Genomic DNA, 14,260 nt, shown 5'->3' with positions numbered 1-14,260 from the left:
TGGGTTATTGTATAAATGAACTCGGCATCTTTAAAATGTGATCCAGCTCCGACGCCGCTTCCTGCGGGGAGCGCGCGCCGGCGATCGCGCTCACAACCGCCACGCCATCCGCCCCTGCGCGGATGACGGGCAAGGCATTCGTGGCATCGATGCCCCCGATGCCAACCAAAGGCAGCCGGATGCCGCCTTCGCGCATCCGGGCAATCATGGCAGGCCCCCGGACCTCACGCGCATCGAGCTTCGTGCGCGTGGCGTATTGGGGGCCTACGCCCAGGTAGTCGGCGCCTTCGGCCAGCGCCGACTGCGCCTCCCCCAGATCGTGGGCTGACACGCCCACGATCATATGCTTCAGCCGCTGCCGCACGGCGGCGGCTGGGGCGTCCTCTTGGCCGATGTGAAGCCCATCGGCCTCCAGCTCTAGAGCAAGCCTTTCATCGTCGTTGATGATGAAAGGGATCCGGTGCTGCGCGCATAAACGGCGCAGCCGGGCGCCCAGCTCGAGCAGCGCCGGCCCCTGCAGGGCCCCGGCGCCTTTCTCGCGGAGCTGAAACATCGTGATGCCGCCGGCAATCGCCGCCTCCAGCACCGCATAAGGATCAGCCCCTCCACAGTTCGGGCTGCCCATCACCAAATACAACCGAAGCGCTTTGCGCAGTTCTTCACTAGTCATCGGGTACCTCCAGCGTAAACATCATGACTCACAATAATCGCGTTGGAGGATGCAGTGCTCTCCTGCTTTTGCCCCCGTTGGTACGCCCAATGGTTCGTTGGTCCATGGCCGCTTCCGATATACAGCGGTTCAGCAATAGCGGCTTGGATGAAGTTTTTGGCCAAATGCAAAGATTCAGCAGCTGGCAGACCCTGCGCAAGTCCGGAAGTGATAGCCGCAGCAAATGTGCAGCCAGTACCGTGTGTATGCGGTGTATGTAAACGTCGGGACGAATACTCTGTAAACGACTTCCCATCATAGAGCAGATCCGTAGCATAAACGGAGTCCGCTTCATGACCGCCTTTGATCATCACATGCTGACAGCCGTATGCGTGAATTTTTCTTGCTGCTTGCTGACGCGACTCGCTATCCGTGATCGATATCCCGCTAAGCGCCTCCGCTTCCGGAATGTTTGGTGTGACCACGTCAGCCAGCGGCAGCAGGTATTTAATCATGGCGTCTATCGCCTCTTGTTGAAGCAAAGAAGCGCCACCTTTGGCGATCATGACAGGATCGACGACAACCCGCTCCCATTTGTAGCTTTTTATCGCTGCAGCTACGATTCGGATAATTTCAGACGAGAATAACATACCGGTTTTAAGAGCATCCGGTCGCAAATCAGCTCCGATGGACGCTAGCTGCTGTTCCACTGCCTGAGCGCTCATTGGGAACACGCCTTGAACGCCTAACGTGTTCTGCGCGGTCACGGCGGTAATCACCGACATACCGTAGACGCCCAGCTCTTGGAACGTCTTTAAATCGGCCTGGATTCCTGCTCCCCCTCCGCTATCGGAACCGGCGATTGTCAGAGCTTTATATATGGCCATCTGGGCTCCCCCTTTCAGAATTAGTTACAATCAGCCCCTCCTAAACCCGGCTAAAACCATCCATCGGGCTGCTCGCCGAAGCATAACGTTTTTTCGGAATTCGGCCTGCCTCAAAACCGGCGCGTCCCGCTTCAATAGCGAGCTTCATGGCATACGCCATTTTGACCGGATCCTTGGCACCCGAAACCGCTGTGTTCAGCAGCACACCATCTGCGCCCATCTCCATCGCCAGCGCTACGTCCGAAGGAGCGCCTATACCGGCATCGACGATGACCGGCACCGTTGCTTGCTCAATAATGAAGCTCAGGTTGAGGGGATTGATAATGCCCTGCCCTGTGCCAATTGGTGAAGCTCCCGGCATGATGGCATGCACCCCAAGCGCTTGAAGGCGTTTAGCCAACAACACGTCATCCGACGTATACGGCAGTACGATGAAGCCCTCTTCCAGCAGCATCTCCGACGCCTTTAATGTTTCAACGGGGTCTGGCAGAAGCGTCATCTCATCGCCGATCACTTCTACCTTAATCATGTCGCAAAGCCCGGACGCTTTCGCCAATTTGGCGATGCGCACCGCTTCTTCCGCTGTTTTGGCCCCTGCCGTGTTCGGGAGCAGCGTGAAGTTCGACACATCCAGCATGGATAAGAAATTCGGCTGGCTCGCCTCAAAAATGTTCATCCGCCGCACCGCAAACGTCAAAATCTGCGATTCGCTCACATCCACAGCCTGCTTTTGAATATCGAAATTCGGGAATTTGCCTGTGCCTAACAATAATCTTGAACGAAATTCATATGGACCGATTTTTAACATGGTTAATTATCCCCCTCCAACAAAATGAACGATTTCGATTTTATGTCCTTCCGATAACTCCGTTTTCACATGATCTTCTTTTTGTAAAATGTTCTGATTATGCTCGACAACGAGCATTTTCTCCTGCAGCTCAAAATGGGCTAGCAGCTCTTCAATCGTACGAATCGCATCCGGAACCTCGACGCTTTGGCCGTTAATGTGCAGCTTCAATGCTTTGCAGCTCCTCTCCTTGTAGTCGCCCGCCTTCCATCCGCTTGGACGTTCCCGACAGATCAGGGCAGAATGCGTCCAAATTGGGCTGCAAACTGCCCGCGTCCTCGCCTGATACGAGCTGAGCGATGATCTTCCCTGTGATCGGGCTGAGTAAAATCCCGTTGCGGTAATGCCCGCAGGCCGCAAATAAGCCCTCATACATCGGGACTTTGCCGATGTACGGCATGCCGTCTGGCGTCTGCGGACGCAGGCCTGACCAAGCTTTTTCCCACTCGGCATCGCCGATTGCGGGCATTAATTGCTTCGCTCTCTCCATCAGCTCTGCGAGCCCTGCCAGCGACACCTTGCGGTCGTAGCTGTTCGGCACAACCGTCGCGCCGACGAGCAGCCGTCCTCCTGCTTTGGGAACAATATAGCACCCTGGCGTGAAAAGGGTCTTCTGCAGCTCGCGCTTCTCCGTGAGTACTGAGAAGCACTCCCCCTTCACGGGATACACCGGCAGGTCGATCCCGCTGCCGGCGAGGAACTGGCCGCTCCACGTCCCGGCCGCCACAACAACGTGCTCGCTATACAGCGGCCCCTCGCTCGTCATTACGCCGACGACGCGATCGCGCTCCGTCAGCAGCCCTTGCACGTGGGCGAATTCCTGCAGCTTCGCCCCGAGCACCCGCGCCGCCTGCGCGAATGCCGCCGCCAGCTGCGGCGCCTCGACCTGCCCATCCTCGGGCAGGTACAGAGCTCCGCGCGTCGCCTTGCTCAGCGCGGGTTCGAGCGCTGCGGCTGCGGCTGCGCTCAACCACTCCGCTCTTTCACCCGCTGCGCGCTGGAGCTTCTCCCTCGCGCGCAGTTCTTGTTCCTGAGCGTCGCTGAGCGCGACGTTCAAGAGCCCTTCACGGACGAGACCGATGTCGATGCCCGTGAGGCTCCTCAGTTCCCCGCTCAGTTCGGGGAACATCGCTCTGCTTTGCCGGGCCCACTGGAACAGGGGCCCGGTGTCCTCCATCTCGGACTGCGCTCCGAGCATGCCGGCTGCGGCCGCCGAGGCCTCCGTCCCTAACCTGCTGCGCTCCAGCAGCGTGACGGACTGGCCTCGCTTCGCCAAGTGATAGGCGATTGATGCGCCTATCACGCCTCCGCCAACGATGATAATGTCACTCGTATGCTTCAAGTCTCTCACCTCTTGTTTCTTCTTGCTGCAACTCTCGGATGTAAGCTTTTACGGTTTCCACGGGGTCATCCGCCTCCCAGATGCCGCTCATCACTGCGATGCCGGAAGCTCCTGCAGCCAGCACAGACCTTACTTTTGCAGGCGTTATGCCACCGATAGCGATGACTGGAATCGTGACCTGCCGGGCAACATTCCCCAGTTGTTCTAGCCCTCTTGGCTCAACCCCCAGCTTTGAACCCGTTGCAAAAATATGCCCATACAAGACATAATCCGCCCCTTCGCTCTCACGTTTTACAGCTTCCTCCGTGCTATGTACGGAGACTCCTGTGCGATGCGCACTTTGGTAGCTCTCCTTTATCGTCATCAGTTGCGGAGAGCTTTCAGGAAGGTGCAAACCGCCAAGCCCCGCAGCAGTTGCCATCCAGGGGTAGCCGTTAATACAAAGGATTCGCGCGGGTACACCTTGTTCCAACAAATACTGTACGCCCATAAAAACTTCATCCATCGGCTTATTTTTCTCGCGGATATGAATGGCTGTGACATAAGGATGGATCTGGATTGCAATGGCAGCCATCTCCTTCCATGCCAACTTGCCATTCGATATCACATGCAGCTCGCGCTCGGACATGGAAGTCCGCCTCCTCACTTTTTGAACCGATGTATCGATAGGCAATGCAGCCTGGAGCGGCAATCAAGACGCAAAAAAACCACTTTTCCTAAGAAAAGTGGTTGTAGGTTGCCCGCATAATAAACATGCAAAAATGAGGCGCCAAAGTCCGGTTTCCACTTTCCTCCGCTGGTATGACCCAGTTCAGGTTCAAAGGGTTCAGATTGCTCTGTCTCAGCCTTGCGGCGCCCCTAGGGATACATTCGTATTCATTTGTTCATTATCATAACACGGTATCCAGTCGATGGAAATAAAAATTTCCAACCCATCTTATCCTAGTCACCCGAAGCTAATGCTCTTATAATAGGGAGAACGCAACCCTCGGCCTTTATTATCCATTGTCAGGAAGGATGAACACCCAGATGCTATCTCAATTGAATCGCCAACTGGAAAAAATTTTGCCGCTCATCACCCCTGTCAGCGTGCTTATCGGCGTTCTGCTCGGCAGTCATTTATCCGGCTTTACCTTCTTATCGCCTTGGCTGTTTGCCTTTATGACGTTCTCGGGCAGCATCAGCTCCAGCTTCAAGGAATTTATTAAAGTTATCGTCCAGCCCTTCCCTCTTATCGCTACGCTGCTGATTCTACATGTCGGTATGCCGCTGCTCGCGCTTGGACTCGGTCACGCAGTTTACAGCTCTGAGCCGTTAACCATCACTGGACTCATTCTGGCAGCAGCCATTCCAACAGGAATTACAAGCTTCGTGTGGGTCGCCATTTATCGTGGGAACATCGTGCTGACCCTATCCATTATTCTCATGGATACCGTTCTTTCACCGTTTGTTGTTCCTTATACACTCTCTGCACTGGTCGGTACGAAAGTCCAGATGGACACTTTTGCCATGATGCAAGGTCTATTCTTCATGATCGTCGTCCCGTCCTTACTGGGCATGCTGCTTAATCAATGGACGAAAGGCAAAATCAAAGAACAATGGAGCGGCCGTCTAGGTCCTTTTTCGAAAATATGCATGGGCATCGTTGTCGCGATTAACAGCTCCGTTATTGCGCCATACTTGCGTGATTTTAATGCCAAACTGCTTGGTTTGGCCGGTTTTGTACTAGCCCTCGCTTCTCTCGGCTACATCCTGGGATGGATCGTCGCCAAGCTGATGAAGTGGGAGCAGGACGTCGTTGTGGCGCTTACGTTTAACAGCGGGATGCGGAATATTAGCGCCGGCGCCGTGCTTGCTGTAACGTACTTTCCGCCTCCGGTGGCCATTCCAGTTGTGCTCGGGATGCTGTTCCAGCAATCGCTGGCGTCATTATTTGGTTTTCTATTGAACAGAAAATACGCTCTGAAAAGCGATAGACCTAATCTTACTGTGAATCGCGCCAAACAAGTTTAATGGAGGAGCTGCCTGCGCAGCTTCTTTTTTGCATGCTCTTTTACACGCTCAGCCATTTTTAAGCTAACATTTATCTCCTATTCAGCTTCCCTTCTCTTTTTTTTCATAATTACGCCGTACAATGAAACTGAAATGGAAGATCAATGATAGGAGTGGTACATAGACATATGAAAATTAAAATGAAACAAATAGCCGGCTTATGCATCCTTATTCCCGCTTTGCTCAGCGGTTGCGGTAACCAAGCTTCCCCTCAGCAAGCAGCGGCAAGCACAGCACAGCCTCAAGCGAGTGCGCAAGCTTCGCCAGATGCGAAGCAGCAGGGGCAGAATCGTCCCGCTATGAGTCAGGCGCAGAGACAATTGTTCAGCACCTTCCAAACGCTTCTCATGATGGACAAAGCGGAAGGACTTGCCATCACGAAGGAGCAGGCCCAAGTCATGCTGCCCGTTGCGCAGGACATTGAAACCAAAGCTGAGCTCAGCGACGAGAACAAAACAAAGCTGCTCGAGAAGTTGACGGACGCGCAGAAGAAGTTCATCGATGACGCTGCGAGCAAGATGGCCAATCGCGGGAATGGCGGCGGGAACCAAGGTGATGGCACGCGTGGCAACTTCAATGGGCAAAAAGGCTCGAAACCGGATGCCTCAGGCGCACCTTCCTCTTCGGCTTCACCGAATGCAGCAGCCGGTTCAAACGGCACGGACGCTGGGAAACAGCCTCGCGAGAACGGCGGCAAACCAGGCGGCAATCGTCCTGCCGGAGGCAATGGCGGGCAAATGATGAAGGATCCGGGCAAACAGCTTGTGGAGCTTTTGCAGGAGAGAGTGAAATAAAGCAGGGATCTCATCTTTAGAGGAACTTCAGGCCCGCGGAATTTGGTGTATAGCGCGGACAGTCTGTTCGTGTACGCGAATAATGGGCTGGACTTTGCCTAGTGCTGCCAACAGTCAATTGTAACGGACCCCACAGCCGCTATTTCCAATAAAATAGCCTGATTTTTGAGCTAACGGACCCCAGAAGCGTTATTGCACCTCAAAGCAGCGAAAAACACTGCCACAGAGGTAAATAACGGCTGCTGTGTCCGTTAGATTTTGAAAAGGGCTCTATTTCATCGAATAGCGGCACCTGAGTCCGTTAGCGCGTAAGCAGGCTGCTTGCTCAGTCAGGCCATAGCCATCGTGGCAGCAACATTGGAAACCGTAAAGAAAATGACGTTATTTGGGCTTGTATAGCCCGTTAATTTATCGAAAGTAAGGTTAACCCGAACGAAAAAAGGGCTTCCCGTCGGTAGATTTCTCTACATCCGGGACAGCCCTTTTCAGCGTTGATGTTTAACCTCTGAGTGCCTGAACAACCTGCTCGGCATCCGCTTCACCGCTGGCCACCAACTCCACGTGATCGGCAAACATATCACACATATAAACGAACAAGCTTAAAATCTCCAGCACTTCCTCACTGTCAAAAGAACGCGCAGCCGAGATGCTGTACACATAGCGGTAATGCAGCTCATTATGCTCATTAATGCCAAAATGGCCAATCGGCAACCGCGTGTTAATCTCAAGCAGCACGGCGGCAACCTTATCGCGCTTCCCTTCTTCAAGGTGAAAAGGAAGCGTACTGTATATTTGCAGCAGCTGGATCGCAGCGATCTCTTCGTCGTTCAAAGGTAAATAGCTAAAATGCAGAAAACGTTCCCGCCCTTTTTTATCCTCTTGAAAACCAGCCATCAGCACGTGAAGCGGAATCGCGTCTGATTTCTCCAACAAATTGGTGGCAAGGCCTGTCTCATCCAGAATCTCTTTTAAAAGCCCTAACTGCGCGAAATGACGCGCGTGTACATGATCTGGCAGCATATGTGTCCGCCCTCCTACTTTCTTATGCCCAATGCTTTAACTAGGCTGCTTAATCCATTCAAATGCATTCAAATTCATTCATCTGCTTACCCTATAATCTGCTCATTCTTAACTTTCTCAAGTGCAAATATACTTCTTCCCATAGCTTCTGTGCAAACATGAAGGGGATACACTCGCTCCCACACGCGAAAAAGCAACAGGCTACATCGTTATCCCTGTTGCTTATACGAGACCCTTTTATTTGCCGCCTCGCTGTTGAATAACATGCGTTAGCTCATGTCCGAGCAGCTCCTGGCCTTGGCGCGAATCCGGGTTATAGCGTCCTTCACGGAAAAAGATATCATTCCCTGTCGCAAAAGCTTCCGCCCCTAACGAAGCATTAATCTTCGATGAGGCTGGATTATTATGGATGTTAACATTGCTGAAATCCGCATTAAAGGCCGATTCCATCTTAGCCTGAATTTGTGCGTCCATCTTACTGCCGCTGCCTTGCATGGATTTAATCTGCGATTCAATGGAAGCATCCGCCTCAAACGCTTCACCGTCGGACGATTTCATCTGCAGCTCTTCCTCTTCCGACTCTCCGCCTTCGCTCCGCTGAATCGTCTCCGAGGATGGCTTCATCTGCAGTTCTTCCTCTTCCATCTCTCCGCCTTCGCTCCGCTGAATCGTCTCTGAGGATGGCTTCATCTGCAGCTCTTCCTCCTCCATCTCTCCGCCTTCGCTCCGCTGGATCGTCTCCGAGGACGGCTTCATCTGCAGTTCTTCCTCTTCCGACTCTCCGCCTTCGCTCCGCTGGATCGTCTCCGAGGACGGCTTCATCTGCAGTTCTTCCTCTTCCGACTCTCCGCCTTCGCTCCGCTGGATCGTCTCCGAGGACGGCTTCATCTGCAGCTCTTCCTCTTCCGACTCCCCGCCTTCGCTCCGCTGTACATCAGCTGACGCTCCACTATTTTCCGAGGCTGCGATTTTGTCCGCCACTTCTTTGCCTACTTGATCCGCCTCTTGTTCATAGGCGTCTCCAGCCGGACCAACCGTCAATTTCGTCTGTATGGACAGCATGCTGCCTACCGCTTTATTGCCGATAGCCCGTTGTATATTCATGAGATCTGCTCCCGTAGACTGCCCGTGCGTATTGTTTTTCGTGCGAGAATGATTGTGCAGGGAAGTATCTGGCTGCCTGTTGATACGCGATAGATGCATTGGCATATGAACCCTCCTAGAATGGTAGTACTGAGTAAAATGCCATCAACTGACGGCTTGCGCCCCATCATTATCCGTATCTGAGCGCATGATGTCATCTAGTTTCACTATATCACACCTGCGGATTTTTGAGGTTACATTTTGTTTGGTTTACGATCTATGATGAGTACGGCAATATCATCCGACTGGATAGCACCATTTGCGAAGCGGTCGACATCCCGGGTCATCTGTTCCAGTAGCTGCGCCGGCTGGCTCGACAACTCCTTTTGTAAAAGTGCATGAAGTCGCGAGAAGCCGTATTGCTCCTGCTGCCGGTCCTCGGCTTCCGTAATGCCATCCGTATACATAATCAGTCGGTCACCCTGATCAAGCGTCACTTCGTTATCCGCATAAAGCATGTCATCCATGACGCCAAGCGGAAGGCCTTTTTTCCCTTTCAGCTGATCTACAAAGCCGTTCTCACGGACGATGTACGGTGGACAATGGCCTCCATCACTGTACTGCAGCCTCCCTGATCTTACGTCAAGCACACCGCAGAAAATCGTCGCAAACATCGTCGAATCGTCCTTATACAACTCTTGATTTACGGCTGTAAGCAGCTCTCCAGGCGACATGTCCGGGCTCATTTTACCCTTGAGCAAGGTCATCGTAACTGCCATGAACAACGCTGCAGGAATCCCTTTATCCGATACGTCCCCCAAAACGAAAAACAGCTTGTCGTCGCCGAGTCGAAAATAATCGTAGAAATCGCCGCCGACCTCACGCGCCGGACGAATAAATGCCCTAGCTTCTGCCGTAATTTCATTGGCATCCGCGAGTCCTGATTCTGAACCTCTCGTCATGTACAAGCCTTGGCGTGGCAAGAAGCCCATCTGAATGTTAGTTGCGATACGCAGTTCGCTTTCCATTCGTTCTTTGGCGGCCGTCGTCTTCTCCAAAACGTCGTAGAGCATGGCATTCTCCAAAGACGCCGCGATCGGAGAAGCAATGGACTCCAGGAGCTGCAAATCACGGTCGGTAAAATGCACATCCTCTCGCTTGTTCAACACCTGCAGCACACCGATAATTTTACCTTTGCTCACAAGCGGCACGCAAAGCATGTTACGTGTCGGATAATCGACGCGTTTGGCGACCTTCGAGGACCAGCGTTCGTCCTGTGCCGCATCATCGATTTTGACCGATTGGCCGGTCTGGGCCACCCAGCCGGCGATGCCTTCGCCGATTTTGAGGCGAATTTCGCGGACTTCATCGCCTTTTTCACCAAGCGCAAGGTCGAAAAACAATTCTCCTTTTTCCTCATCGACCAAAATGACGGAAGAAGCTTCTGCATTCATGATGCGAGAGGAGGTCTCCATGATTTTGATCAGCAAATCCTGTTTGTGAATTGTCGAGTTCACTTCCAAGCTGACATCGAACAGCTGCATCGTCCGCTGAAGCTCCAGATCAGCCGTCTTGCGTCTTCGTTCGCTAAGCTGCCACACGATGCCGATCACCAAACAAACAAGAAGAAGAGCACCTACGACGATATTCATTCCATACGCCTCCCCAGCTTTTGGGCACGATCTTGGTACTTGTTTGTTCGGCTACGAAATGGCATGGATGGCATCATCTTCCTTGTCATAAATCGAAAAAATGGAACTAAACCCTGACATATCGAAAACCTCTTTGACATTCTCATTCATGCGCACAAGTGCCAACTTACCTTGTATAACCTTGATCATTTTAGCTGCGGACAATAAGCTTCTAAGTCCTGCAGAGCTCACATAGTCAAGTCCTTGCAGATCAAAAACAAACTTGCCTTTCCCTTGTTCGACCAGCTTAGAGAAAGCCGCTTCCAAACTCGCTGACGTATTGGCATCCAGTCTGCCATTTAAGCTCAGCAAGACGATGTCCCCCTGTATGCTCTCAGTTACATTCATGATATTCCCTCCTTCTGAATTCGACGTTTTGTCATCATCAGTCTATTTTCTTCGTTCAGACGCTCATAGCGGATATCATCCATCACTTGTTTCACAAAGTGAATGCCCAGACCGCCGATCCCACGCTCGTCCATACTAAGATCAACCCGAGGGCTTGCCTTGAGTAACGGATTAAAAGGCACTCCGCGATCCGTCAGGCAAAGCTCCCAGCCATCTGCAGCAGCCCCAATGTCGAGACGGATCGTGTGCATACCGCGTTCCTCCGGAGGGTGCCCATAGAGAATGATATTGGTTACCAGCTCGTCGCAAACCAGATTCAATTGGAATAACGTCTGATCATCCATGCCCATTGCCGGTGACAGCCCTTTTAAGAATACGCCTAGACGCTCAAGCTCCTTCAGATCATTGCTTAACACGATGGTCTCTACCGACACGTTCGTCCCGCCCTCTCTGCTCATCCACCTAGCCGATTTAAGCCATTTTCAAAAGCATGTTTTCCAGCAAACGAACACGGGCACTTGATGCATGCAGCAGCCCGATGCCGATCTCCGGATACAATCTCACCAGTCGGGAAAGACTTTCACCTTGCAACGCAAGCACTCGCACTTCATCGAAAATAGCTTGAGCTGTAACTGAGGAAGGCGATCCGTCCAGAGCCGTCGTTTCCCCGAATGGTTGTTTAGGTCCCAGAACACCAATCGTTACGGTTTCGCCTACACCAGTCTCATTACTCAGCTCAACATTGCCCTCAATGATTAAATACATCGCTGAATTGCTTTGCCCCCGGCGCAGTAAATAGGTCAGGTCTTCGTGGACTTCTTCCGTCGCAATACCAGCGATTAACCCCAGTTCATCCACGGACAAATCAGCGAATAAAGAGACCTGCTTCAGAAAAATAACTTTATCCAGCATGGTCAAAAACTTGCGCTCTTCTCTCATCCCATCACGCTCCAGTGAACTTAATGCGTAAACCGCGATATCCTTCAGCCAATCATCCGACCATCGTACAGCTTCTTGCAGTAACCTGAGCGGCTCGGTCATCGCTATATCGCTGCTGGCCGTTCCTTGCTTCAATAACTCCAGCAGGGCGAAAGCCAATTTACGGTCCCCCAGTCCCTCGGCCAGCACCTCAAGCGCATTCTCCCGGACCTCTTCGTTCTCGTCCTTGGTTGCTTCGCGCAGCGTCGCCACAACACGTTCGTCAGCGAACTTGGCCATAACGGCCCAAGCCCCGCCGACCAGCGCATTGTGCAGCTCAGCGCACCGTTGATTCGCAAGCTCTGCTAATCCCTTCATACCAAGCTGGAGCAGGGCTTCCGACAAAGCTCGTTCCTGCGTCGAGGCAAGCATGCGATTTACGCAAGGGTCAACGAGCTGCGTTCTCAGCTTATTTTCATCGAGCAGCTCTGCAAGAGCCGTAACGGCTGCGTTCCAGATGAAAGGATTCGCATGGTTCAGGCTGCCCGACAGGGTCGGCAATGCTTTATCGCCCATATCTACCAAGGCTTGGAGAATGGCTTTGCGCAGCTCCTGATCCGCCAAGGGCACCATATTCAGAAGGACCGGAATCGCCTCGATATGGCTAAGCTTACCGAGGCACGCTGCAGCGGCAACTTTAACCGCGGGCCGATGATCATCGAGCAGCGATAACACCCAAGCGGAATAGGTATCCAGCTTCAGATCCGCTACGGTATGGCAGCCATAGACAGCCCATTCGCCGCCGTTATCGAGCATTTTGATAATCGCCTCGTCACAGGCTTGATAGCTTTCTTCGCTTTCGAGCGAGTAAAGCGCCTTAACCCCTTCATGTACAACCCTCGGATGGTTATCCAGCAGCTTAACGCGAATGAAAAAGTGCGACTGACTTTTAAGATGCGTTGCTTTGGAAATCAGTTTTACACTTTCCGCGCGCACCTCCGGGTCTTCGTCCTCAAGGAAGGACGCAACCTGTACGAGATCTTGAATCGTAGCGCTTTGGAGATTCATCGCGCGCAGCACGGCTATGCGGATACGTGAGCTTTCTTCCCCGATCATCCCGATCAAATGCGGTAGAAACGCGGAATCCTTCGCCTTGCCGATTACTTCAAGCGCCAGTTCCCGCACATAATCGTTCGGATGCTTCAAGTAGCCCAGCATGGCAGAAAGCGCCTTAGAACTGCGGATGCCCCCAATAAAGGACTCCGCAATATCAGACAAATCAGCGTGCAGCGATTGCACACTTTTTACCAGCTCGCGGATGTATAAGTGCCTGCCGTACCAAGCGACAATGACGAGAACGACCGCCAAACCTACGCCTAGCCAAGCTAGCAGCGACAGTTGGATCAAGCCGAAGGAATGCAGCAGCGACAGCAAGGAGCCGATCAATATCCCGCCTGAGGCAGCGACACCCTGAGCAAAATAACGGTAGCCGTCCCTTTTGGAGATGGGCATCATTTTGAAAAAAAGCTGATAACAAGGTTCTGCAATGTAATACAGCAAAATATAGAAGACGGCATAAGAACCCGAAACCAGCACCAATCCAAGGGACTGATTCATAAATAAGGCCGTAAGTCCGAATCCTCCGAAGAACACCACGGTGATGGCGAGCAGCATGTTGCTAGCGCCCAGCCAGTTCATTAAACGGGTAGACACCGTCTGCAGCAAAAGACAGAACGTGAATTGAATGGCCGTAATCAAGCCGTAAAAAGAGGTTAAATCGCCTTCAAGTGGAAACTTGGCTTCCGCCGCGGTAAAGTACTGATACTCGATCATGAAATACACGGCCGGCATCAGCGTCATTAGCGCAACTGCGCACAACAAGAACGGGCTGCGCAGCATCTGCTTGGCATAGTAGCCGGCAGGCAGCTGTTGTTCTTCTTCCTCTGCCTGAACCGTTCCGCTCTGGCTTTTCAGCCGCAGATCTTCTTTTAACGTTAAAGGCACCAAGTAGCGCGCGAGCGCCTTACGAAAAAAGATGAAGCCGAACACCATCAACACCGGAGCAAGCGCATAGACCGCTTCCGTTCCGAGCAGCTTGCCGATTTGATGAGCGAGCAAACCGGCGGTAATTCCACCTGTCGTCGTCGACGCGATGAACACCGGCATCAATCTTTTTGCCTGCTGAGTGGGGCATAAATCAAAAGCTGTGCTCCACAAGAGCAGCGTCAGCTGCCTGACAACAAAGTTGGAGGAGATGAACATAATGGGATAATAAAAGCGGAAGTCAATGCCACCCAGCTTGAAACCCAGCAGCACCGCACCGTTCAACACCAATAAACCGATCATCAACAGATAGAGCGTCGTCATCAATTTGGCCTTCGGCAACCGATTGGCCAGCTTTGCCAGCAACCAACCCTCTAGAGGCATAATGGCCGCCTCGGCAATATAGATATAGGGCAAATACTGCACGCCGAATCTTTGGTTAAAAAGGGCCATAAATGCCGTATAGTTCAATGACTCCGCAATTCCGCTAAAATAAAAGATCGGCAGCATCATCCACAGCTTTCGGATATCTTCCGTCCGCAGTCCCATCCATCTGGTTAAGCTTCCTTGCATATCATCAGGTCCA

The 14,260-nt window shown here is 52.5% G+C and carries 14 protein-coding genes and 1 riboswitch; of the genes, 2 read left to right on the top strand and 12 right to left on the bottom strand.

Features of this window, described 5'->3' with window-relative positions:
• Positions 1 to 4 precede the first annotated feature (4 nt).
• The 6 genes from thiE to ACUN27_RS03745 are packed head-to-tail and all read right to left on the bottom strand — an operon-like array spanning position 5 to position 4,353.
• A complete protein-coding gene (gene thiE, locus ACUN27_RS03770; protein WP_445558396.1) occupies positions 5 to 670 on the bottom strand; it encodes a thiamine phosphate synthase in 666 nt (221 codons plus the stop codon).
• On the bottom strand, positions 667 to 1,536 hold the full coding sequence (gene thiD, locus ACUN27_RS03765; protein ID WP_445558395.1) for a bifunctional hydroxymethylpyrimidine kinase/phosphomethylpyrimidine kinase: 870 nt from the start codon (positions 1,534 to 1,536) through the stop codon (positions 667 to 669). The genes thiE and thiD overlap by 4 nt, the downstream gene beginning before the upstream one ends.
• 40 nt (positions 1,537 to 1,576) lie before the next feature.
• Positions 1,577 to 2,344 carry a thiazole synthase gene (locus tag ACUN27_RS03760; protein WP_445558394.1) on the bottom strand — a complete coding sequence of 256 codons (768 nt, stop codon included), beginning with the start codon at positions 2,342 to 2,344 and terminating at the stop codon, positions 1,577 to 1,579.
• A 6-nt stretch (positions 2,345 to 2,350) separates the two neighbouring features.
• Entirely contained in the window at positions 2,351 to 2,554 is a 204-nt protein-coding gene (gene thiS / locus ACUN27_RS03755; protein WP_127458742.1) for a sulfur carrier protein ThiS, read from the bottom strand.
• Positions 2,538 to 3,725: a glycine oxidase ThiO gene (gene thiO / locus ACUN27_RS03750; RefSeq protein WP_445558393.1), complete on the bottom strand. Its 1,188-nt coding sequence runs from the start codon at positions 3,723 to 3,725 to the stop codon at positions 2,538 to 2,540. The genes thiS and thiO overlap by 17 nt, the downstream gene beginning before the upstream one ends.
• A complete protein-coding gene (locus ACUN27_RS03745; RefSeq protein ID WP_445558392.1) occupies positions 3,709 to 4,353 on the bottom strand; it encodes a DUF561 domain-containing protein in 645 nt (214 codons plus the stop codon). The genes thiO and ACUN27_RS03745 overlap by 17 nt, the downstream gene beginning before the upstream one ends.
• A 143-nt stretch (positions 4,354 to 4,496) precedes the next feature.
• A riboswitch (TPP riboswitch) is annotated at positions 4,497 to 4,595 on the bottom strand.
• A 159-nt stretch (positions 4,596 to 4,754) separates the two neighbouring features.
• Here ACUN27_RS03745 and ACUN27_RS03740 point away from each other — a divergent pair.
• On the top strand, positions 4,755 to 5,738 hold the full coding sequence (locus tag ACUN27_RS03740) for a bile acid:sodium symporter family protein (protein WP_445558391.1): 984 nt from the start codon (positions 4,755 to 4,757) through the stop codon (positions 5,736 to 5,738).
• A gap of 167 nt (positions 5,739 to 5,905) precedes the next feature.
• Positions 5,906 to 6,571: a hypothetical protein gene (locus tag ACUN27_RS03735; RefSeq protein WP_445558390.1), complete on the top strand. Its 666-nt coding sequence runs from the start codon at positions 5,906 to 5,908 to the stop codon at positions 6,569 to 6,571.
• 498 nt (positions 6,572 to 7,069) lie between these two features.
• Here ACUN27_RS03735 and ACUN27_RS03730 read toward each other — a convergent pair whose 3' ends face one another.
• The 6 genes from ACUN27_RS03730 to ACUN27_RS03705 form a co-directional block, all read right to left on the bottom strand.
• Positions 7,070 to 7,591, bottom strand: coding sequence for a YbjN domain-containing protein (locus ACUN27_RS03730; protein WP_326061111.1), 522 nt, complete (start codon positions 7,589 to 7,591; stop codon positions 7,070 to 7,072).
• A gap of 237 nt (positions 7,592 to 7,828) precedes the next feature.
• Positions 7,829 to 8,800: an eCIS core domain-containing protein gene (locus tag ACUN27_RS03725; protein ID WP_315953016.1), complete on the bottom strand. Its 972-nt coding sequence runs from the start codon at positions 8,798 to 8,800 to the stop codon at positions 7,829 to 7,831.
• Between the two features lie 128 nt (positions 8,801 to 8,928).
• A complete protein-coding gene (locus ACUN27_RS03720) occupies positions 8,929 to 10,326 on the bottom strand; it encodes a PP2C family protein-serine/threonine phosphatase (protein WP_315953015.1) in 1,398 nt (465 codons plus the stop codon).
• 51 nt (positions 10,327 to 10,377) lie between these two features.
• A complete protein-coding gene (locus ACUN27_RS03715; protein ID WP_127457854.1) occupies positions 10,378 to 10,713 on the bottom strand; it encodes an STAS domain-containing protein in 336 nt (111 codons plus the stop codon).
• On the bottom strand, positions 10,710 to 11,171 hold the full coding sequence (locus ACUN27_RS03710; protein WP_315953014.1) for an ATP-binding protein: 462 nt from the start codon (positions 11,169 to 11,171) through the stop codon (positions 10,710 to 10,712). The genes ACUN27_RS03715 and ACUN27_RS03710 overlap by 4 nt, the downstream gene beginning before the upstream one ends.
• Before the next feature lie 13 nt (positions 11,172 to 11,184).
• Positions 11,185 to 14,247, bottom strand: coding sequence for a cyclic nucleotide-binding domain-containing protein (locus ACUN27_RS03705; protein WP_315953013.1), 3,063 nt, complete (start codon positions 14,245 to 14,247; stop codon positions 11,185 to 11,187).
• Between the last annotated feature and the right edge of the window lie 13 nt (positions 14,248 to 14,260).

This window comes from Paenibacillus sp. WC2504 (assembly GCF_052682475.1).
This window is presented reverse-complemented; position numbering and strand designations above follow the sequence as displayed.

Coding starts and splice junctions, on each gene's coding strand:
- thiE (WP_445558396.1), bottom strand. CDS start 670: ATGACTAGTGAAGAACTGCGCAAAGCGCTTCGGTTGTATTTGGTGATG.
- thiD (WP_445558395.1), bottom strand. CDS start 1,536: ATGGCCATATATAAAGCTCTGACAATCGCCGGTTCCGATAGCGGAGGG.
- ACUN27_RS03760 (WP_445558394.1), bottom strand. CDS start 2,344: ATGTTAAAAATCGGTCCATATGAATTTCGTTCAAGATTATTGTTAGGC.
- ACUN27_RS03745 (WP_445558392.1), bottom strand. CDS start 4,353: ATGTCCGAGCGCGAGCTGCATGTGATATCGAATGGCAAGTTGGCATGG.
- ACUN27_RS03740 (WP_445558391.1), top strand. CDS start 4,755: ATGCTATCTCAATTGAATCGCCAACTGGAAAAAATTTTGCCGCTCATC.
- ACUN27_RS03735 (WP_445558390.1), top strand. CDS start 5,906: ATGAAAATTAAAATGAAACAAATAGCCGGCTTATGCATCCTTATTCCC.
- ACUN27_RS03730 (WP_326061111.1), bottom strand. CDS start 7,591: ATGCTGCCAGATCATGTACACGCGCGTCATTTCGCGCAGTTAGGGCTT.
- ACUN27_RS03725 (WP_315953016.1), bottom strand. CDS start 8,800: ATGCCAATGCATCTATCGCGTATCAACAGGCAGCCAGATACTTCCCTG.
- ACUN27_RS03720 (WP_315953015.1), bottom strand. CDS start 10,326: ATGAATATCGTCGTAGGTGCTCTTCTTCTTGTTTGTTTGGTGATCGGC.
- ACUN27_RS03715 (WP_127457854.1), bottom strand. CDS start 10,713: ATGAATGTAACTGAGAGCATACAGGGGGACATCGTCTTGCTGAGCTTA.
- ACUN27_RS03710 (WP_315953014.1), bottom strand. CDS start 11,171: ATGAGCAGAGAGGGCGGGACGAACGTGTCGGTAGAGACCATCGTGTTA.
- ACUN27_RS03705 (WP_315953013.1), bottom strand. CDS start 14,247: ATGCAAGGAAGCTTAACCAGATGGATGGGACTGCGGACGGAAGATATC.